The sequence below is a fragment of the Marinococcus halophilus genome (genome assembly GCF_900166605.1).
Lineage (GTDB): Bacteria > Bacillota > Bacilli > Bacillales > Marinococcaceae > Marinococcus > Marinococcus halophilus.
Window position 1 is genome coordinate 1 of the sequence record NZ_FVZD01000002.1, and the last position, 20,885, is coordinate 20,885.

Genomic DNA, 20,885 nt, shown 5'->3' on the forward strand with positions numbered 1-20,885 from the left:
CCCACCGAGACGTATGAAATCAATACCTATAAGGATCCGGAAACCAAGCAGTCGTTTACCCATTATGTCTTTTCCTCCCACAAAGCGAACAAGATCCCGAAACTCTGGAAGGGTTTTAGCGAAGAGACAACATAACTATTTTGGTTCACGAGGAAGCCCTGGAGCACATACAGCCATGCTCAGAGCATTTTTTCTCTGTCATTAGGACTTCGAATAAGACGAATCAACAAATAGGGTTTCTGGGGCTTGTGAGAGCCTTTAAACGTTTCCGGTGTTCGGATGGATGGAGTGATACGTCCAAAAACCAACGACGGAGGCGTAGAAGCCCGTATACGATACCTCCGTGTGGTCGATAAGAAACGAAAAAGGGAAGATGAAACAATCAAACGCTTTGGTCCACAAGCGAGCTATAAAGAAAAGCCAAGACGTTGCCAAAGATGGTAAGGAAAGAAGCTAGAGAATAAGCTTCTTTCGTGCAACAAGAGACAATGTCATGGTACGTATCAGCGGATTTTTTGGCACGAACGATGGGACATAGTCGAATGGGGAATGCGATCATTTTCTCGTGTTCTGTTTGCAACGAAACAAACGATAAGAACCCTTCGATCGTGTTGGATAGCTGCTGAAGAAACACAGTGGTAGAGACAAGCATAAGCGTTAGTTCGATGGACAAAAAGGACTCGACAACGATACATATTTGCTCATCCATGGAATGGTTTTGATGCACGATTCATCGTCCGTGTTGAACGCTGTAGACGTACGCTTGTTGGTTCCCAATGGAACAGCTTCGGCTTCATTTTTGCCCAAGTACCTGTTGAAAAACGATCATAGGCTGTTCACAAAAGCGTGAACAACCCCCCGATTTGTTCACCAATCCGTGAACAAGGTGTTCACAAACCTGTGAACAACAGCCATTTTGGTGTACCCATCAAAAATCCGGCACTGCCGGATACCCCAGCTCATCTGGGGTCACTTTTCCCTTATGCTCTTGCAACTTTTTTGTTATTGCAGGGGTGCTGTCATGAATAAGCATTATTTTGTTACACGAAAGGACGACAAACCATGGACATTAAAGTACGGGAATTAAGCCCAATCGTGGTTCAAACGATTGACGAACGCGCCAAAAAACGTGGACTTTCCCGACAGCATTATTTGAAAGAATTGATCGAAAACTACGTGATGCAAAAAGAACTAAACGAAACCGATCAAGCGTACAAAACGTTAATCGAAAAAAACACCGAAGCCCTTCATCGGTTCAGCGATCAAATGCAACGACAAAACGAATGGCTGGAAAGCATGAGTGAGGATATGGATCCCACACAGGAAAAAAGGTAACGGTCGATCACCTACGGCATGTAGAAGCCCTCGATGGTTCATGGAAGGATGCGTGGAAAGGATCGTTGTTTTCAGGAACCAGTACGGGCGAGTGGTTGTAAAAATCGTGTTTATCATCAATCAATTGAAGCATGATGGGTGCGGTTAGATGCCCATGAATGAACAGCAACAGGATCATGATCCGATCGGTTTCCTGTCATGAAATAAGCTCCCTTTGGAACAAACCCCCTGTAACGATGAAAAAGTTGAAGAGCATAAGGGAAAAATGACCCCAAACAAGTTGGAGTCCCTGGCAGTGCCAGGGTTTTCACGGGTACATTAAAAATGCTTTTTGTGACACTTGTGAGACAGTGCTGTGACACATTTGAGGCATATATGCCTTCCTGTGACAATTTTGAGACAGTTTAAAAGGCTTATGTTGCAGGTGCGTGTCCAAAAATAAACCAAATTCCGTTCATTTTTAGAACAAAACACGTTCCATGTTGAAACAAAGAGCGCACGTAACCATCGTTCAAAATTAACGGTAATTCGTGCGCGAAAATCATGCTCCAGATGAAAAAAGCATGCGACGTTTTCGCATGCTGTTGGTGCTGTTGACCAACAACGGTCAGGTTTTCCCGTTCCATCTCGCGAATCAATGGTCTGTGTGTTGCTTTTGCCGTTGGACCAAGATGGTCTCCACGCTCCTGGTGATTCCTCAGAGGATCAAGCCTTGGTCGTTATTGACCATCGGCTGTATGTTTCCCATCGAGTTCCTGGATGGTTCCATCATCGGACAACACACGGCCACCCATCGGAGCCTATGGTTGAAGTCATCAAATACGCCAGGCATGTCTCCAAAGAAAACCACCATCGTTCTCGAAACGAGCCAAACGTATTCATGAGAACAACGCTGGCGAGCCATAAAACGTGTATGAAGCCATCAGCCAACGAAGCCAGTATCGTGAACAGCAAAAGCGAACAACGAAACCACAAATAGTTCCATCATTGGCTAGATGAGGAGCAACGATGGAACCGATAGTTACGTATGATTGATCAACCAACGAAGGGAAGAGAAACGCATGAAAACCAACAATACGATTGCCGCCTATCACATTTTTCGCCGGGACGAAAACGGCGCTCTGGTGTTAAATACCAACCGTCTGTATCACTGGAACATCCCGAAACGGCTGCGCGAAGAACCGATCCAGCCGGGGGACATTGTCCAGGTGCCAACCAAAAAAGGCAAACGATCAGTCGTGGTGATGAACGTCTTTCGGGAAGACATCGAAGACACGGGCCGCGAATACAAAAAAGTGATCAAAGTACTCGAACGAGCGCCGAAAAACCAAACGCAGGAATCATAACAACAACGCTCCCCATTACCGGATCCATCCATAGGTGAGCCCAAGACTCAGCAGGCCACCGCCGGCATGGATGACCCCTACAACGATCATCATCGTAATGAGAGGACGCCGCGACGTCCCCTCGTACTGCCGATAAAATTCCCGAGCCATACTAAACAAAAACAACGTAAAAATAAGGGTGGGGTAACCCATAGGGAACGACCATAGGCCAAATAAGGATAGAAAATGAATCATAAAACTTCCTATCGAAAGACCAATGATGATTTTCAAATAGATAGGGATCATGGCTCTCCTCCTTGGGATTCGTCCCATCGATGCATGGGCGAAGGGGGGATTCCTCATGCCCATGATCAGGGATGCTCTTTATTGAACGACCATCATGGATAACGCTACCCATGATGGGGTATAAAAACCATAAGGATATGTTAGGAATCATTCCCAGGATAAAGGAGAACAAACCATGACCACGTCCCGAACAACGTTGCCGAAACGAAAACTATACCCACTCGTCACGGCCGGCATGTTACTGATGGCCGTCGTGCTTCTGCTGATAGCTTTTGATTATACCAGTATGGGATTGCTGTTGTTAGGCTATGGAGTAGGAGTTCACGTCCTTATCCGCGGGGCTTTAGAATGGAACGAGGGCATTCGGACCTTTTATTGGTGGTTGCTGCTAGGAGCAATCATTCTCTTGTTGATGCTCTTCTTTTATGTCATTCCTTAAAGAACATTTATGCTTGTAGCTTATGCTAATGAATAACAAAAAAATAAAGAGGAGTAATAGGAATCAATGACGTTTGATAGTGAAAATAGAGAAAAAGATTACACTTTAGAATACAGTAATGATAAGCAAGAGGCCCGAAATATTAAAGACAAAATAGAGCAATACATTCAAACACGGACTTTGTCTAAAAGTTTCTTGTTATACTATATTCCGATCCTTGGAACCTTACTTTCTTATATTGTAGGCCAATTGTTTATGATGCGTTATTTTTTTCAAAATAATTTTGTGATTATGGATATTATCATTAATCCTCTACCGATAAAGTACGGGCATACATTGTTTATCGGCGCACTTATTATGTTATATTGTATCGCCTTTATGGGGACATTGATTTACATACTAGCTTTACTAAAAAAAGCAGACCGTGCTTATGCTTATATTAGCGTAATTAGTATTTTATTTTTCTTCTTGAATGTTTTGGTGGTTTTTCTCTTTGTCCCGAGCAGTTCGCCATTAGAATATATTTGGAAGACCTTAATATTTATGACTCTAATGCTTTTATTAGTGGGAATATCTTGTTTCATTTTAAAAATGCTACTCAATGTAGCCGTCAGCGCCTGGTCATTTGCTTTATGGATAACTCTTACTTTAATAGTAATTAGTTTGGCTCCAAACAATCCATCTTGGTCCTCCACACTTTTGAACTCGTTATTTATCATAAGTTATATTCCTATTTTTTATATGGTCGGCAGTTTATTAAAGCGTATGAAAAAAGTGACATTTACTCGAATCGAAGATGTTATTAAACGGGAAACTACAGAATTTGAAAATAACTCTCTTACGTTGAAAGCAGTACTTATCACTACCTGTTTGATAGGAGCTATTGCTTTGGCCTTTTCTTTCACTAGTACTTCGATTCCAGCATTAAATAATTTTACAAATGAATCTGAACGATATGACAACATTGTTCTAGATGAAGATCATACTATAAGTGGTAACTATATTGGTACAGCAGACGGCATTCATTATTATATTGACAAAAATAAAGAATTAGTCCGAACAAGTGCAGATATTCAAGTTTATTCTACTTCTCCATAGATAAAAAAGTTTCTTCTCTGAACCTTAATGGAACCAATCAGGGGCTTAAGGCATTCACATTATAGGCTAATATCAAGAATTTTTTACAAGAGTGTTAAACCGAAAATTGTTATCATTTAGTCCATAATTTCATCTACCGTACATCTCAGAAACTTAATTACCATAATGATGATTATAAGCAGTTCACAATATAAAAAACATGCAGCATATCCTGTCTTTAAAATTCAGCAATTGGAGAATGAGTGATTCAATAATCCGGATATCAAAGTCATTGGATCCGTACGAAAGTATTTTGACAACGAGTATTTATGAATGACATTGTAAATAGGAGACCTTCGCGTTAACAGCTTGCATCATCTGTTTCATAGCTGTCGTATCCCATTGATGGAAGAAAGGATTCTGATTTATGATACTGATCAAAAAGGCATCCATATTTGCATCCTCCACTCCTATGAAGATTCAAGATATTTTGGTTGAAGGAAACATGATTCAACAAATCGATGATCATGTTTCCCTGCATGATCTTCCACCAGATGCTTCGGTGGAAGTCATCGAGGCTAACGAACGGCTTGTTCTTCCCGGCATGGTCAACACCCATACGCACGCTTCCATGAGCTTATTTCAAGGATTTGCGGAGGCTTTACCTTTTCAGCAATGGCATCAAAAAGTATTTCCCTACGAACTCCAGTTGCAGTCGCAACATACCTATTGGGGAGCCATGCTTTCCATGATCGATATGATACGATCGGGCACCACGATGTTCAATGACATGTATATTCACATGGACGGCGTGGCAGAAGCCGTTAAAGACATCGGGATGCGGGCTTCTTTAGCTCGAGGTATGATTTTTGCGGATGACCAGGTCGATCAACGAATTCAAGATGGCGTTCAATTTGCTCAACGATGGAATGGGGCAGCCGATGGGCGTATTACGACGATGTTAGCCCCTCACTCTCTCTATCTTTGCTCGATGGACCATCTGTCACGCATTGGGGCGATCGCCTATCAAGAGTCTCTACCCGTGCATACGCATTTTTTAGAAAATGCATCGGAACGCACAACCATCAACGAACAAACGGGACGTCGTCCCGCAGAAGTTCTTCTCGACGCTGGTCTCATTCATGCTCATGTGCCGTTGCTATTGGCGCATGGTATTCATGTTGATGACCATGATTTAACCATTCTTTCTCAAGGCAACGTGAGCGTATCTCACTGTCCCGGAAGCAATTGGAAACTGGGCTGCGGGTTTTTCCCATTATCCGCCTACGAAGCATATGATATTCCTGTTCATCTTGGAACGGATGGCCTAAGCACTAGTCTATCGCTCGATATGTATGAGCAATTGCATCTGTGTCTCTTAGGGCAGCGACAGTATACAGGTGATATGAATTACCCATCATTGGAACAGCTCTCGCACATGGTGACGGACCAAGGAATGCGTTCCCTCGGTCATCCTCTTAGTGGTCGTCTTCGTCCTGGATATTGTGCCGATCTTCAATTGCTAGACATTCGTCCTCGAGACCGTTATCCAGACGTGGATGAAGCTTATTTGATGACCCATGTCTTGCATCAAGGATTAGTGAATACCACAGTGATTGATGGAACCATTGTCATGCAAGACCGAGAAATACAAACGATCGATGAAGAAGAAGTTTTGTATCATGTACAGCAATACAAACATCAATTACGTTGAGTTAAAAAGAAAAGAAGACCTGTTTTCACTTCTCTCAGAACTTTATACTTTCTTGAACAAACTCCGTCAGGGTACAATGCTGAAATTCCTTAAAGGCTTCATACAATTGAGAAGGATGCTTGAAACCAACGTGATAAGCGATTTCCAACCGGCTGAAGGACGAATGCTGTAACAAATACTTCGCCTGTTCCATTCTTGTTTTTTTGATATAGGCATGGATCGTGTAGCTCGTTTGTTGTTTGAACACGCGATGCACATACGAGGGACTATAATGCATGTGGGAAGCAATGATGGTCGTGTTCAATGAAGAAGCAAAGTCCCGGTGAACCATGTCTTTAATGGTTCGAACCATATATTCATGCAAAGCTTTGCCATATAGCGAACCTAAACATCGTTTACATGGACGAAAACCTGCTTGTTGAGCCGATTCGGCGGTCAAGAAAAAGACAATGTTCTCTTCTTTAGGCGGTTTCGATGGACAAGAAGGCTTACAATAAATGCCCGTTGTTCGTACACTATAAAAAAATTGATCATCATAGGTAACATTGTTTTGAAGCACGGCTTGATATTTTTCATGTGGAGTCAATGTTTTCATGCTTTTTTCCTCCTGGTTTGAGGTGGTAACAAGCATACACTAAAGCGACAAGCAAAGGAACAAACATATATTGCCCAAAAAAAGAAAGACAGGCTACACAAAGCGTAAATGCGAGGGTGGCGATCCACCACGGAAGGGTGTTTGAAGACAATAATTTCATCCCAGCTCCCATCGATAATACATACACCGTTAATCCCAGGGAGTTCGGAATAAATAACAACGCATCATAGGAGATACGATAAACACCACATAGGCAGACACCGAGGATGGCTAACACCACCACAATCACGCATACCGGTTGATCAGTGGAAGGGTGTTTATGAAAAAAATACTTCGGAAACTTTTTCACCCGGCTTAACGCATGGCCGAGATGAGCTAGACTGGCAATAAACGCATTCACCGTTCCTAAACAGATAATAAAAGCAATGATGCCTGTAACAACAACGGCATTTAACCCAACATAATTGCTCATGATCGTACCAATAGGGGAAAGGTTTTGTCCTTCATCTCCATATGTCTTTGTTCCAATGGTAACAACACTTAAGGAAAGAGATAAAATAGAAACGATGCCGAGACTAATCATGGTGCTTAAACCAATATCCCGCCGAGGATGAGCAAAACGATTGGCTAAATGACAAATTGCCTACCATCCAAAGAATAACCAAAACATCATCGTTAGAGCTGTGCCAATTTCTTTCCATCCGGATGGAGCAAATGGTCGAAAGTGATACCATTGCATATGCGGGACAGCGACAACGATGGCTGAAAGTAATAACGCCACAAGCATGGAGCTAATGATAATAGCCAGATTCCCACTCACCTGGAGACCAAAAATGTTAGCTGTTCCAGCAATGACTAAGATGAAAATAGCGAATAACACCACATAAAACGAAGACAAATGAAAAGCCGAAGCTACATAATAAGCTCCTGTCAAAGAAACGATCATTTAGCCGGAAGTAGCACAAAAGAAATACATCCAGCCCACCATGCCGCCCAATTCACGATGAAAAGCTCTTTGGACAAAGGTCGATACCCCACCGGCATCTGGATACCGTTTAGCTAATATGGCAAACGTGTAGGCAATCGGGAGACTGGTTCCAATAATGATCATCCAGGCCACCAAGGATGCTGGCCCAGCGACAGCTGCTGTTGACCCGGTTAGAAATAAAATGCCCGATCCTAGTACTGCCGCCATATATAATGCAATGGCTTGAGGTAGATCAATCGCCCTCATGGTTTATATTCCTTTAGTCAGCGTATCCACGGCTCGTTGCTCATGATCTAGCAGCCATTGCTTGCGTGAAGTGCCCCAGGCATACGCATTTAACTGACCATCTTTTTTTAATACCCGGTGGCACGGCAACATGATAGCGACATGATTCTTACTAAGAGCATTTCCCACGGCTCGTGCATGATTGGGATACCCAATTGCTCTTGCAATATCGATATAACTCGTTGTCTTTCCATATGCCATGTGATGCACATATTCCCAGACACGCTGTTGAAAGGCCGTCCCTTGGACCATATACGGAGTATGAAAATACATCTGTTCGCCCTTAAAATAACGATTCAACTCGAGCGTACACTGCTCTGTATGCTCATTTGGTTCCTTTAAGGAATTATTATTTTCCCAATTTTCTTCAACAAAACGGACAGAGGTAACGCCCATGGCATTAGCTGTGACACAAATGGTTCCTATTGGTGATAAATAACTTGTTTGACTTTCCATGACTAGCACCTCCTTCATTTTTAATATATCATTATGATTTTATGATTCATCTGATATATTACTTCGTAATTTTCACCATCAAAATAATGAAAGAGTTTCTCCATAAACAGATGGAAAAACTCTCTCAATACCTAGCTATCGTTGTATATTTGATCAATGGTTTTTAATATTAATCTGTGTCTAAAACTCTTAGTCTTTTACATACTCACCATCATTAGCAGTTATAAAACAAGAAGGAGTCACGTGGCCCCTTCTTGTTCTTGTTGACGTATATACGAATGGCCTTTTACCGTTTATCGCTGTAAACGTCCTCGACGTCAAAGAAGGGATCTAATACATCGGTTTGGCCCTGAAGCGCCTCGCGCATCCGCATGCCATCGACGTTAATGCGGGCCTGTCGGAAGTACTCCGGCTCCAATTGCTTCCATGCCTCGGTAGAAGCATCCACATTGGCAAAATAGCGATAACCTTGGTCCCGCAGCCACTCGTACTTCGCTCCGTGATAGGGCTGCCAGTCACTTAAATCGCTGCCAAACGCAAAAATGATGGCATTTGTATCTCCCACGAGAGGGGCGACTTCGTTTTTCCATCGCTCCGTATCGGTTTGAAGACGCGCCAGGGACGTTTCCTGGACGTTCAAGTGGCCCCAGGTGTGGGAGGCAAAGGTCCATCCATCCGCTTTCATGGCCTCCGCCACCTGTTGGGCCTGCTGCTGGTCCGCTTCTAGATCCGGGTTCGGTTGGTTACTATCCGGACCGTATTCGCTCTCCGAGGTCCGATAGCCCAACACCCCATTATATCCCGTGACGGCCAACACACCTTTGTTGCCGTGATAGGAAAAGTCCGGGTGCTCCTGCACAAAATCATCGATCAGCGGAACCATGTCATACGATCCTTGTTTGGTCTCCCCATCCGCCTGGACATAGGTGTTCGTCACGTCCCCCTGCTCATCCAAGATTAGTTTGTCCGCAAATCCGTCCCCATCCATGTACTCGTAATAGCTGAGGTCATCCTGGGATAGCACGATTGGTTTTTTACCAGGTGGTAACGGAAGATCTTGATAGGTCATCGTTCCGTCTGCATTCGGCTGCGCAATATCGTCCATGGTCACAAGGACATAATCCCGTTCATAGAGGTCCTCGAGGATCGCTTGAAACTCGTCGACCGTCACCATATAATCCCGGTAGCCCTGGCTCATCCCGTCCCCATCAAAGGCTCGTTCTTCATCAACAATCAAGGAATGGAAAAAGAGGTGAGGAATGGGCTGGTCGCTATCCCAGGAAACCAATTCTTCCTTTTTTTGGCGATAGGAATCGATGGCTTCTTGCGTCTTTGTCTGTTCCGATCCCTCCGAGTTTTCGAGTTGTTGAATGGCCTGGTCATAATCATATTGCGCCGCCGCCCGGGCGGCGGTGTCGAGAACACGTTGTTGTTCCTCGGACGAAACAGAAGCGTCGTTGTCCGATGAAGACGAATGTGATGTCGTCTCCTGCTCTCGCTGCACATAAACCACCGCCAACAAGACCAGAATCACTGTCGCCCCAATCAACCAATATGCTTTTCGTGCCGATGGTTTCCGCTTCATATGTACCTCCCCTTCTTTCTGTTATCGATTATCGTCTTTGTAAAGGTTTTATGATTATCGTACTACTAGGCCTTTTACTTTACAATAAATAGGAAAAAGAAAAGACAATCATATGAAAGGATAAAATCACAATGTCATCTAAAACCCTTAACTTTTAAACTACGTTAAAAAACCCCTATGTCCAATGGTCACAGAAAGGCTGAGATCGCATAAATATTTATTTTATAATAGGGGCAAGAATAACGACTGGAAAAACGAAAGCGTTGGAAAGACGTAATTGAGGCTTATTTGGCTGTGACGGAGATTGTTATCATTGACCCTTTTTCCTAGTTCGAGGAAGATGATGATTAAAAAAGCCGCTGGAGCATGATAGTGACTACACGAACATTTGTTATTTAAAAATTCAATTGCGCCACGGTCTCGGGTATTAGCGCTTTCTTTACGCGATTCATGACCATGCCGTCATTGTGTTGCTTTGTTACTTTAACAAGCAGAGTAAAGAAGTGCCCACGCAGGAAATTCCATGGGCAAAAGTAAACCATGAAGCTTAAATGGAAGAGAATCCTTCCAACTAAGACATCTGAAAGGAGCATCCAAAATGTGTACCATTGAATTTTCATTTGTATTGTTTTTTTAGCGTCTCGGAGCCAATGGCACCGATAATTGTCATAAGAAATGGGCCGAACGAATATAAGATAGAATTGTTTAAAAATTCGATATTAAAATTAAAAAAGTAGCTCGTCACGAACAATAGCAGCTTGAGAATGATGAATAACAGCCCGACGACTAAAACAATGTCAAAAAAGGCTTTAAGTCTCGGGTGCTTGAGGCTTTTACTGTCTTGAATAATCTTGTTTTTCAAATAATCATCTCCTTTGAGTAATTCGTCGACGGTAATATTAAATATCTCGCTTAGCTGTAACAGTGTTTCTATGTTGGGATATCCCTCATTACGCTCCCATTTCGATACGGATTGTCGGCTAATTTGAAGTTGCTTAGCCAGCATTTCTTGAGAAAAATTGTTTTTCAGTCTTTCTTCTTTGAGTTTTCTATAAAAGTCCATTGGCATCTCCTTTAACTATATTTTTAATTGATGGGTATGAGTATGAAAAGCATCGAAAAGTTGCACGGGAGAACTTTTAAGTTGCAAAAGGTTTGTTTCATTATTTTCATACTAATGAGAAGTAAAGTGAAGGATAATGACAAAATCTATTACTTGAATTTTTTCTATTCTTATTGATTAATAAAAAACGATAGTCCAAAAATTGGCCAGTCGTTTTTTTTTGAAATAGTAATTGACCAATATGGTCATATGCGTTATATTCAATTGACCAATATGGTCAATTGAATATAATGCGAAAGGAGGCCTTCTGTATTAATTCCATGTTTAGCAACCTAAAATCAGAAAAACAAGAGCTTATTGTTAACGCTTCAATTAAAGAATTTGTTAACAGTGGCTTTGAGAAAGCGTCAACGAACCAAATGGTAAAAGACGCAAAAATATCAAAAGGTTCATTATTTAATTATTTTAATAACAAGAAAGACCTTTATGTATATTTAATTGAATATAGCGTGCAAATTATCGAAAATTTTTATGAACAAATAGATTGGAACGAAACGGATCTATTTAAAAGAATTGAAAATATCGGATTGCAGAAATTGTACATTCAAAAAAAGTTTCCTCATGTATTTGATTTCCTGTCTTCTATTATCCAAGAGGAATCGGCTGAAGTAAAAGATATAATTAAACACAAAATTGATCCAATCCGTGAGCAGGGCATAGAGAGAATATATAAGAATATTGATTACTCCAAGTTCCGTGAGGATATTGATATCGAAAAGGCTATTGAAATTCTGAATTGGACCATGTTTGGATTCGCGGAAAAGTGTCTTCATCAAATAAGTACCTTTGAAGATATTGATGAATTTGGAGAGTATTACCTTAAAGAATGGAATAGATATACTAAAATATTGAAGGATAGTTTTTACAAATAATTGCTAAATGTGAATATGTTGAAATTAACAATTCAATAAAAAAAGCGAGAAGTTATTAAATTTAGCTAAAAAAATGAAATATATTAAGAGTTTCATCTAGGATTTTAAACTTCCTTTTAAACTGACAAGTACATGATAAAGATAGCAAAAATATTTAAAGGGGACATCAGTATTATGAAAGAAATTGTGAATATTCAAGATTTACAAAAAAAATTTGGTAAGTTTCAGGCGTTAAGTAGCGTGAATTTTACGGTAAACGCTGGAGAAGTTGTTGGTTTTATTGGCCCCAATGGGGCGGGGAAATCTACAACTATTCGGATTTTGCTAGGAATTATCAAGCGAGATGCCGGGAATGCAGAAATATTTGGTAAGGATGTTTGGAAAGACAGCCTTGAGATTCATAAACGCATTTCTTATGTCCCTGGAGATGTTTCGTTGTGGGGAAATCTAACAGGTGGTGAAATTATTGATCTGTTCCTTAAATTGCATGGTGGTGGAAATAAGCAAAAACGCGATGATTTAATTAAACGCTTTGAATTGGACCCTAAGAAAAAAGCCAAAGGATATTCGAAAGGTAACCGCCAAAAGGTTGGTTTAATAGCAGCACTTTCTGTTGATTCGGATTTATATATTCTTGATGAACCAACTTCTGGTCTTGATCCTTTAATGGAAGCGGTCTTCCAAGAAGAAGTTGAAAAAATCAAAGAGTCAGGTAAAGCTATCCTGCTATCCTCTCATATTTTGAGTGAAGTAGAACGCTTGGCGGATAGAGTGGTAATCATTCGCCAAGGGGAAATTGTAGAAGCTGGAACTCTACGTGAACTACGACACTTAACTCGTTCTACGGTCACCCTAGAAACAGAAGGCAATGTGGCTGAAATGGCCAGGGTAAATGGCGTAATTGATTTTAGACAAAAAGGTAACCAAGCCACATTTTCTGCAGAGAATGACTATCTCAACGATATTTTAATAGAAGCAAGCAAATTAGGTGTCAAAAAGTTTGAATCTGCGCCGCCAACTCTTGAGAATTTGTTTATGCGTCATTATGAAGGCTAAGAGTTGAAAGGAGGAGGTAATACGATGAAGGAAAAATTTGCTCAATGGGAGACACTGTTTGCCCTATATCTAAAACGAGATTGGAAAAAAATCATTATTTGGGTTTTAGGGCTTGGTTTGTTTGCAGCTGCTTTCGTTCCAGCATTTGAAGAAATAGCAAAGGGACAAGGCCTGGCAGGAATGTACGAAACCTTGCAAAATCCTGCTATGACATCCATGGTGGGCCCTACACCAGTTGAAACGGCAAGTGACTACACTTTAGGAGCAATGTATACACACGAAATGTTGCTATTTTGTGGTTTATTTGCAATGATAATCGCTGTTTTACACGTGGTTAGTCATACGCGTAAAGAAGAAGAGCTTGGCCTTTCTGAGCTCGTGCGCTCATTTCAAATAGGTCGTCAAGCAAACTCCCTTGCAGCACTACTAGAGACAATCTTCATTAATGTCTTATTAGCATTTTTTATTGGTAGTGTAATGATGAGTTTCGGTGCTGATACGATCTCTGCTGAAGGTTCCTTTTTATTTGGAGCCTCAATCGGAATTGCTGGTATGATCGGGGCCGGGGTTGCTTTGGTTATGGCACAAATTATGCCTAATTCCTCTGGGGCGACAGGTTCTGCCCTTGGAATTATAGGATTATTGTATATTGTTCGTGCTGGAACAGATGTCTCCAATGTTAATTTATCCATGTTCAATCCTTTGGGGTGGACATATTTAACTTACCCCTTCACGGAAAATAACTGGCTCCCTCTTCTTCTTGCCTTACTTTTCAGTGCTATTATAGTCATCCTTGCTCTTACCCTTGAAGGCAATCGCGATATGGGAGCTGGGTATCTTCCTGAAAGAGAAGGACGAGAAAGCGCAAATAAATCCTTGTTGTCTGTGCGTGGTTTATTTATCAAGATTAACAAAGGGGTGGTAATTAGTTGGTTGGTTGCTTTTGTTATTATGGGGGTAGCTTATGGTTCAATTTATGGAGACATGCAGACGTTCCTGGAAAGTAATGAAGTGGTGAAACAAATGTTTTCTCGTTCAGGCGTTTCCATCGAGGAATCATTTACCGGAACGATTATGATGGTCCTGGTTAGTTTAGTATCGATTTTACCAATCGCTCTTGTAAATAAACTTTTCTCTGAAGAAAGCCGGTTACACTTAACTCAGCTGTCTGCTACTAAAGTGTCCCGTAGCGAATTTTATTGGACTAGTGTTGGATTAGCGATTTTCGCAAGCTTGGTTGGTATCTTATTAGCTGCAGGCAGTCTTGGCGGTACAGCTATCATAGTTATGGGTGACAGCTCAACGATGGAAGTATTGGATTTTCTGGTTGCTGGCTACAACTTTTTGCCAGCAGTATTATTCTTTACTGGTCTAGCGGGTTTGGCCCTCGGCTGGGCACCGAAACTAGGAAAAGTGATTTACATTTACCTTGGCTACTCTTTTTTATTAAACTATTTTGGCGGTTTCTTGGATTTACCAGAATGGTTGGCTAAAACAGCCATTCAAAGCTGGGTTCCACAAATGCCAATGGAGAACTTTGATGCTTCAATTTTCCTGACAATAACTGTAATTAGTATCACTCTGCTAGTAATAGGTTACCTCGGTTACAGCAGGAGGGATATGATTGAAGGAACCTGATAGTAATGAAGGAGTAAGTGATATTAATACAACCTTCATTCTAAGCTATAATGTAATGAGAAAAAACGAGCATAAACCATCGATAAAAAGGCGTAAACAATTGGTTTACAAAGACTAATGTTTATAAGTTTTTTGTCTGAAAACCTAAACTTCTAGACGACGACCTAAACACCCCATTTTTCGATGCAAAAATGGGGGTGTTTTCCGTCTAAAAGTTCCCCTAATAGTCACCCTCCAAAAGATAAGAGACTTTAAGATCCACCTGACATAGGCAGTCTATTCTCTGATAATGGTTTCATAAGAACGTCGATGGCATCCCATGACGAGCCATGCTACGGTATAAAGGAAGCATGGAGCCCTTGCTACATAAAGAAAAATCCTAACAATGGAGCGTGATGCCGCGATGGCACGCCATGAAGCCGAACAACGGCATGTAGATCTCTTTGGCGAACAAAAGATGCTGGAAGCGAAAACGCGAGGACGCCTGGCCGTTCAAATCAAACAGGCGCGCAAAGCCCAGGGGTGGACGCAACAAGCACTAGCCGAACAAATGGGAATGTCGGTGTCCACGATTCGACGCATCGAAGCGGGATCAACGATGCCAAGTGTTGGTACGTTAATTACGATAAGCCAAGTGCTTTCCATGACCTTTATCATTGGAGAGTCGTCCAAATAGAGGGATCGTTTTCCCAACGCATGAGCATTGTCGGTGCTTTATGCCTTTTTTCCATCGCCCATACTAATGAGAGGAAAGCTCCTTCGATACCTTTGGGTTGTTGCTTATGATAAAATAAATATAACGAAATACGCCCTGGAGAGGGGGAAATCTGATGCGAAGCATGACCATCGAACAAATTAATGCGAACATCGAGAAGCGTCAATCGATGATTACGGCCGTCAAAGAAAAAAAACAACAAGGTTCCACCGAGATGCCTGGGTGGACGAATGAACGAACAAGGGAACGCACGCAAACTGAACAAGAGTTATTACAACGGTTTGCTAAAAGAGGGTATAAGTAATGGCCACCCCCTCATCGATCCAGGAGTCCCGTTTGTATCTTGCTCAGTTGGATCCGGAAAATAAATTCGATACGATGATGAAAATGGCAGGCGTTATCACCAAGCACTTAGAAGAAGAAGGTATCCAGCCCATCGTTGTCGGGGGTTTATCTGTAGAACTTTATTCCAGAGAGCAATACACCACGAGAGATATCGATTTCGTCGCCCCTAATCATCATCAAATTAGCCGGGTGTTAGACCAACTGGGGTTTCGATCCTATGGCAAAGACTTTTACCATGATGAGCTGAATGTATCGATTGAAGTTCCCTCGACCACCTTAACAGGCGATCCAGAGAAGATCGTGAATCTTTCTTATGAAGGGTTTACGATTAACGTTATTGGCATTGAAGATATTATCATTGATCGCATTCAGCATGCGTTAAATACCAAAACCACGTTAGATTTAGATGATGCAAGAATGCTCATGATCACCCAATATGACGAGATTGATTGGACGTATTTTAACGTTCATACGCTGATGCAAGAACCTTATTCCATGATGGGCATCGATGCGAAAAGAGCGATGTATTGGATCGAGAACATGCATCAACGAATTGAAGATGCGGACGAATCAGACACCGTAGAAACGTTAGCGGCCTCGACCGACATTGACCGACAGCTAGCCAGAGGAACGATCAACGTCGAAGACCTTTGAATCCTAAGATTCAAAGGTCTTCGACGTTTTTTTGACGAATAATGAGCAATAAGTTCGGCCTTATTATTCCTGGTTCTTTACCCTTTCTCGGATGGTTCTTTTCTTTGGCCTGAATGTAATAGACATTCTAGCCCAATCGAAACTGTTCCAGGCTGCGATTGATCTCCTCGCGACGGATCCCGATGTATCGTTTGGTAATCGTCGGCGACGCATGATTAAAGATCTCCTGAAGCAGGGCCACGTCTTTGGTCTGCTTATACAGGTGATAGCCGAACGTCTTGCGCATCGTGTGCGTGCCGATGTCGCTGCGCCCCAGCCAGTCGGCGGCGGCTTCCAGGATGCGGTACACCTGCGTGGTGGAAAGATGCGTCCCCTTCTGGCTCGCAAACAGGTACGCTTCATCGGGTTTCCCTTCGAGAAAGGGATCCAATTCCGGTCGAATCGACGCAAGCTGGATTTCCCGTTTCTTGCCCGTTTTCTGCTCCTGCAGGTAACACGTATCCGTCCGCACGTCGGCCACTTTCAACCGAACCAGGTCGCCGGCCCGCAGGCCGGTATTGATCCCCGTTAAAAACAACAACACATCCCGCTCCGCGAGATCCTTTCGCTTCCGGGTGGCTTTGTTGCCTCGGCGCAGGGCATTGATCATGTCTTTAATTTCTTCCTGGGTGCGTAATGGCTGCACATTCACGAGCCCCTGTGTCGTCATGAAAAGAGCCTCCCTCTTATGTATGGTTTTGATGATAAAACAACGAAATCATACATTTGATGATACCTCAAACAACTAACCCTGTCGAATGGGGGTTGGAAATGTACGCTTTTATCTCAATTCATACATTTTATTGGAGAACCCTATTATGCAATGAAATAAAAGGAAAGGATTTACAACTATTACATAAATAGCCGAAACATCACTATTTAAGAGAACGTCGTTTTAAAAATTGTAAAAAATACCATTTAATGTTAATTTGAGGAGGAATAAGTAAAGAAAGGAGATTCACTATTTTTTCAAAAACATTTTTCTCTAAACCCTTACTAGGGGCAGCCGCCGGGATGCTGGCAGTAAGTATGCCAATGACTACTGTTAACGCCGAAGAACAAGCAAGTGATGAGCAAATTTATGAGGCTGAATCAGAAGTTCAAGATAATATGGACCTTGAAAACTTAGAAAGTAACTCTGAAAAAGAAATAAATGAGTTAAGTGAAGAAGGGCAAGAATTTTATCGAGCAATTGAAATTGATGGCTTGGAAACATATGAAGAAAACTTTGAAATGGAAAACGCTAATAATGGAGAATATTCAACCCAAGTTATCGGTATTTCTTCTAAAGAATATACACTTACTCCTGGTGATATCAGTGCTATTAACTCTGTAGCCACTGGTGGAGCTACTGGAACAGCATTAGCCAATGCCTTGGCAAAGCATTTTGGTAAGAGTCCTACTCCAACAACCTTAGTAGTAGCAGCTATTGGAGGATTGGGTGTTGGTGGTATTAACTCTTGCGACCAAGGAAACGGCGTAATCATAACGAAAACGCAATTTGGAACTGGACCAGCAACTTATAGTTGTGAAGCTAGATAAACATAAAGAAGCTCGCTTTCATTGTTTGAAAGCGAGCTTCTTTATGTTTTTTTTCGATCAAATAAGTAACTAGATAAAAAATATATCATTAACCCTGCCCAACAAATGATAAGGGAAGAAGAAAAAATAGTACCATCAGCATACATTTTATATATAGCATCTAACAATAACATTAATAACAAACCAAAAGCAGTAACACTTTCGGCTATATAATTACTTTTCTTTGCTGAAGAGTCATTCTTAAAAAAGATATTTATAAATTTAATCGTTACCGCCCCTTAATATGCTATTCATCTTTGTTTTCTCCTAGATCTACGCTTAAGAAGAATGATTGCGAGGTTTTTTCTACCTTCATGGTACCAACCAATGCAAAAAAATGGAATATTGCAGTAAAAAATTATCTTTACCCTATTGATATACGATAGTGTTTTTTGATGTTCAAAGGATTGGGCATACATGTATGAGCAATCGCATCGATCATTTCCCTTCAAAAGGCATAGCCGTTTGTGCCAAAAAGCATTAACCGTATCTGATTGGTTCCAAAAGTCAGTCGTAACGTATTGGAACGAGAAATAAGTTATTTGGATAAATCGATGAACCTTCTCAAAAAGCGTACTTTTTGAGAGGGTACTAAAAAAGAAACCAGCTCCATAATGAAGTAGACTTTTTGCTCGAATCGAATATTAATTCCTGTTTTTTTTTTGCAAAATGAAATAGCTCTCAATACCCGATCCCACATCCGACGGCCATGGCCCAGCTGCTTAATAGAGATAATAGCACTGCCAACAATTCATACATAGCGATTCTCCACACAACGGCGCTCAAGGAAAGCATCACTCGTTTCCTATGTATCACCTGCTTCTCTCTACGGATGAAAAGCGGCCGTTCTGCCTTTCGTTTAGCTACCGGCTTCCCTCAAGTCTGTCAAACCCCAAGCCATTGCATCCCACTCATGATAAGCATAGACCATACTAAAATTCCTCCTAAGATCCACCAGTCATACCGATAATCATCTTTATTACTGCTCTCGTTTTTCCACAGATACGTACCAATGCCTACGTAAAGCAAACAAAAGGGAAAAACAATAAAAAGGAAGCTCCAGTGGCGCGGCGGCATCATATCTAAGTTTATGCTGGGAATTAAAACAAAAACAGCCACGACAACAAACCCCAATGATACTTTTCGATGGGCCTCGTTCGCATAATTTTGAGAACGATCCTGCCCATTGCGCTTCACATACCAGCGACGCGTTAGCATCATCGTTAAGGCCATGCCGCCTGCAAACAAAAACAAAAACGAGAACAGTTCCACGAGAAACCATAGATTTTCATTCATTAGGCTCCTGCCCTTCTATTTTTCTTCATGATATCATCCAAGAAAAGGAAAAAGAATATCTTGAAAAGCGGGATCCGTGTTCGAAAAACCCTAGGGAATGCCCGCTTTCCTTAGGGTAAAAATCAGGAGGTTCAATCAAACGGCTTTGAGCATTTAAAAAGCATTCGGGTATCCTATTTTTGGAAACAAAATAATTAAATTAGAAAATTACGGTCCATGAAATTTTTAAAATGTTACCTTTTTTATTTCAATATTTGAGAGAGTATACTCATCTACCGGCCCTGGATGCTATGCTCATAAATGGCCGTGGCATAATTTCATAGGAAAAAATCATGGACGATACTCGTGATGCGAAATCTATCCTTCTGATAAAACGCCAGCTGACCAAGACGGGAGATAGCCACGCAGAAAATATATAAAAAATGAAAACCTCCACTCTATAAACTACGTGGAAGTTTTCATTTATGTCTGCATGACCGACTTATTATTTGTTGCAATGATTAAATCATACGTTTCTGCTTCCTCTTACTGCCATCCCGAGTGAAAAAAATATTGTCACGATCTATTAAAAGTGATGATGAATCCCCAAATATAAGGCATTGGCCGCTTCGTTCCGAAACGAGCTTGTCTTCATGCGCTCCGCTTCTCTACTATTAGTCACAAATCCTAATTCAACCAAGGCTGCTGGCATCGCCGTGTTTCGTAACACACTAAAATTGGCTGATTTGACCCCTCGATCATCGCTGTCGAATTCATCGACCATACTTTCTTGCAAATTAAAAGCCAACCGTCGCCCCTCGTCGCTGGTCGGGTAGTGATACGTTTCCGTTCCTTCTGCATAAGTGGATGATGCCGCATTGGCATGAACACTAACAAAAATGTCAGCATTATTACGGTTCGCTATTGCAGCACGCTCTTGTAGTTCGATGTAATCGTCCCCGTTTCGAGTCATAATGACGTCTGCTCCTGCTTGCTCCAATCGCTGCTTCGTTCGATAGGCGACATCATACACTAATTCCTTCTCATAGAGCCCATTCGCTGAAGCACCTGAGTCATTGTCTCCATGCCCCGCATCAAGCGCAATCGTTTTTCCTTCCACCGAAGCTTCCGTTTCATTCGCAAAAAAAAGCATTCCCAAAAAAAGCACGGCTAAAAGCATTCCTATGTATTTTTTCATGTCAATTTCCTCCTAAAAAGTGAAAGACAGGATGCATTTACTGTACTAAGCACGAAGCGCTGGTACAACCTCCCAAAGTTGCCCCGACGAACTGCCTTTAAACATAAGTATGACCTAAAGCAACATGCCATATACAAAAACCCTTAGGAGAAAAATACGTCACGGGAGGCACTTTCATCGAACGAGCCATCATTTTTCCTTGGCTGCTCGGACGCTGTTGAAACATGGCTTTATACATGATGGAGCTGAATGTTATAGGCATGGCTATCATGAAGGTCCCTCTT

Annotated in this window: 25 protein-coding genes and 1 pseudogene; 14 read left to right on the forward strand and 12 right to left on the reverse strand. The window is 41.7% G+C overall.

The window, feature by feature from the left end:
• Positions 1-382: 382 nt before the first annotated feature.
• The gene (locus B5066_RS16505; RefSeq protein ID WP_143745353.1) at positions 383-727 is read right to left on the reverse strand and encodes a hypothetical protein; all 345 of its coding nucleotides are present in this window, start codon (positions 725-727) and stop codon (positions 383-385) included.
• 335 nt (positions 728-1,062) lie between these two features.
• Here B5066_RS16505 and B5066_RS00040 point away from each other — a divergent pair, with 335 nt between their 5' ends.
• The 3 genes from B5066_RS00040 (at position 1,063) to B5066_RS00045 (ending at position 2,681) form a co-directional block, all read left to right on the forward strand.
• Positions 1,063-1,335: a hypothetical protein gene (locus tag B5066_RS00040; RefSeq protein ID WP_079473931.1), complete on the forward strand. Its 273-nt coding sequence runs from the start codon at positions 1,063-1,065 to the stop codon at positions 1,333-1,335.
• A gap of 712 nt (positions 1,336-2,047) precedes the next feature.
• Entirely contained in the window at positions 2,048-2,314 is a 267-nt protein-coding gene (locus B5066_RS16510) for a hypothetical protein (protein ID WP_143745354.1), read from the forward strand.
• Between the two features lie 82 nt (positions 2,315-2,396).
• Positions 2,397-2,681: a DUF5839 family protein gene (locus B5066_RS00045; protein WP_079473932.1), complete on the forward strand. Its 285-nt coding sequence runs from the start codon at positions 2,397-2,399 to the stop codon at positions 2,679-2,681.
• 15 nt (positions 2,682-2,696) lie between these two features.
• On the opposite strand, the gene B5066_RS00050 is transcribed toward B5066_RS00045, so the two are convergent.
• Positions 2,697-2,966 carry a hypothetical protein gene (locus B5066_RS00050; protein WP_079473933.1) on the reverse strand — a complete coding sequence of 90 codons (270 nt, stop codon included), beginning with the start codon at positions 2,964-2,966 and terminating at the stop codon, positions 2,697-2,699.
• Between the two features lie 175 nt (positions 2,967-3,141).
• On the opposite strand from B5066_RS00050, the gene B5066_RS00055 reads away from it, so the two are divergent.
• From B5066_RS00055 to B5066_RS00065, 3 genes are all read left to right on the forward strand, one after another.
• Positions 3,142-3,405 carry a hypothetical protein gene (locus B5066_RS00055; RefSeq protein WP_079473934.1) on the forward strand — a complete coding sequence of 88 codons (264 nt, stop codon included), beginning with the start codon at positions 3,142-3,144 and terminating at the stop codon, positions 3,403-3,405.
• Between the two features lie 66 nt (positions 3,406-3,471).
• The gene (locus B5066_RS00060; protein WP_079473935.1) at positions 3,472-4,503 is read left to right on the forward strand and encodes a hypothetical protein; all 1,032 of its coding nucleotides are present in this window, start codon (positions 3,472-3,474) and stop codon (positions 4,501-4,503) included.
• Positions 4,504-4,909: 406 nt separating this feature from the next.
• Entirely contained in the window at positions 4,910-6,196 is a 1,287-nt protein-coding gene (locus B5066_RS00065; protein WP_079473936.1) for an amidohydrolase family protein, read from the forward strand.
• A gap of 34 nt (positions 6,197-6,230) precedes the next feature.
• On the opposite strand, the gene B5066_RS00070 is transcribed toward B5066_RS00065, so the two are convergent.
• The 6 genes from B5066_RS00070 to B5066_RS00085 all read right to left on the reverse strand — a co-directional run bounded on the left by B5066_RS00070 (position 6,231) and on the right by B5066_RS00085 (position 9,808).
• Positions 6,231-6,791: a bifunctional transcriptional activator/DNA repair enzyme AdaA gene (locus B5066_RS00070; RefSeq protein ID WP_179123983.1), complete on the reverse strand. Its 561-nt coding sequence runs from the start codon at positions 6,789-6,791 to the stop codon at positions 6,231-6,233.
• Positions 6,769-7,431, reverse strand: coding sequence for an APC family permease (locus tag B5066_RS16895; protein WP_342351570.1), 663 nt, complete (start codon positions 7,429-7,431; stop codon positions 6,769-6,771). Before B5066_RS16895 ends, B5066_RS00070 begins: the two co-directional genes overlap by 23 nt.
• 3 nt (positions 7,432-7,434) lie before the next feature.
• A complete protein-coding gene (locus B5066_RS16900) occupies positions 7,435-7,725 on the reverse strand; it encodes a hypothetical protein (protein ID WP_244897307.1) in 291 nt (96 codons plus the stop codon).
• Positions 7,726-7,737: 12 nt separating this feature from the next.
• Entirely contained in the window at positions 7,738-8,025 is a 288-nt protein-coding gene (locus tag B5066_RS16905) for an amino acid permease (RefSeq protein WP_244897308.1), read from the reverse strand.
• A 3-nt stretch (positions 8,026-8,028) separates the two neighbouring features.
• Positions 8,029-8,520 (reverse strand): methylated-DNA--[protein]-cysteine S-methyltransferase, encoded by a 492-nt coding sequence (locus B5066_RS00080; RefSeq protein ID WP_179123984.1) that lies wholly within the window; start codon positions 8,518-8,520, stop codon positions 8,029-8,031.
• A gap of 286 nt (positions 8,521-8,806) precedes the next feature.
• Entirely contained in the window at positions 8,807-9,808 is a 1,002-nt protein-coding gene (locus B5066_RS00085) for a polysaccharide deacetylase family protein (protein ID WP_143745355.1), read from the reverse strand.
• 740 nt (positions 9,809-10,548) lie between these two features.
• Between B5066_RS00085 and B5066_RS17050 the strand changes: the two are divergent.
• A pseudogene (locus B5066_RS17050) lies at positions 10,549-10,656 on the forward strand (hypothetical protein); the annotation flags it as partial.
• 65 nt (positions 10,657-10,721) lie between these two features.
• On the opposite strand, the gene B5066_RS00095 reads toward B5066_RS17050, so the two are convergent.
• Positions 10,722-11,168 (reverse strand): helix-turn-helix domain-containing protein, encoded by a 447-nt coding sequence (locus tag B5066_RS00095; RefSeq protein WP_079473941.1) that lies wholly within the window; start codon positions 11,166-11,168, stop codon positions 10,722-10,724.
• A 320-nt stretch (positions 11,169-11,488) separates the two neighbouring features.
• On the opposite strand from B5066_RS00095, the gene B5066_RS00100 reads away from it, so the two are divergent.
• From B5066_RS00100 to B5066_RS00125, 6 genes are all read left to right on the forward strand, one after another.
• Entirely contained in the window at positions 11,489-12,100 is a 612-nt protein-coding gene (locus B5066_RS00100) for a TetR/AcrR family transcriptional regulator (RefSeq protein WP_143745356.1), read from the forward strand.
• A gap of 174 nt (positions 12,101-12,274) precedes the next feature.
• Positions 12,275-13,156 (forward strand): ABC transporter ATP-binding protein, encoded by an 882-nt coding sequence (locus B5066_RS00105; protein WP_079473943.1) that lies wholly within the window; start codon positions 12,275-12,277, stop codon positions 13,154-13,156.
• 24 nt (positions 13,157-13,180) lie between these two features.
• Positions 13,181-14,794, forward strand: coding sequence for an ABC transporter permease (locus B5066_RS00110; RefSeq protein ID WP_079473944.1), 1,614 nt, complete (start codon positions 13,181-13,183; stop codon positions 14,792-14,794).
• Positions 14,795-15,197: 403 nt separating this feature from the next.
• The gene (locus B5066_RS00115) at positions 15,198-15,470 is read left to right on the forward strand and encodes a helix-turn-helix domain-containing protein (protein WP_179123985.1); all 273 of its coding nucleotides are present in this window, start codon (positions 15,198-15,200) and stop codon (positions 15,468-15,470) included.
• Positions 15,471-15,624: 154 nt separating this feature from the next.
• A complete protein-coding gene (locus tag B5066_RS00120) occupies positions 15,625-15,813 on the forward strand; it encodes a hypothetical protein (protein WP_079473946.1) in 189 nt (62 codons plus the stop codon).
• Positions 15,813-16,508, forward strand: coding sequence for a nucleotidyltransferase (locus tag B5066_RS00125; protein WP_079473947.1), 696 nt, complete (start codon positions 15,813-15,815; stop codon positions 16,506-16,508). The genes B5066_RS00120 and B5066_RS00125 overlap by 1 nt, the downstream gene beginning before the upstream one ends.
• Before the next feature lie 127 nt (positions 16,509-16,635).
• Here the strand turns inward: B5066_RS00125 and B5066_RS00130 are convergent, their stop codons facing one another.
• Positions 16,636-17,217, reverse strand: a complete 582-nt coding sequence (locus tag B5066_RS00130) for a tyrosine-type recombinase/integrase (RefSeq protein WP_079473948.1) — start codon at positions 17,215-17,217, stop codon at positions 16,636-16,638.
• Between the two features lie 344 nt (positions 17,218-17,561).
• Between B5066_RS00130 and B5066_RS00135 the strand changes: the two genes are divergently transcribed.
• Positions 17,562-18,089, forward strand: coding sequence for a hypothetical protein (locus B5066_RS00135; RefSeq protein ID WP_079473949.1), 528 nt, complete (start codon positions 17,562-17,564; stop codon positions 18,087-18,089).
• Between the two features lie 924 nt (positions 18,090-19,013).
• Here B5066_RS00135 and B5066_RS00140 read toward each other — a convergent pair.
• A complete protein-coding gene (locus B5066_RS00140; RefSeq protein ID WP_079473950.1) occupies positions 19,014-19,424 on the reverse strand; it encodes a hypothetical protein in 411 nt (136 codons plus the stop codon).
• Positions 19,425-19,989: 565 nt separating this feature from the next.
• Positions 19,990-20,601: an N-acetylmuramoyl-L-alanine amidase family protein gene (locus tag B5066_RS00145; RefSeq protein WP_079473951.1), complete on the reverse strand. Its 612-nt coding sequence runs from the start codon at positions 20,599-20,601 to the stop codon at positions 19,990-19,992.
• Positions 20,602-20,885 lie beyond the last annotated feature (284 nt).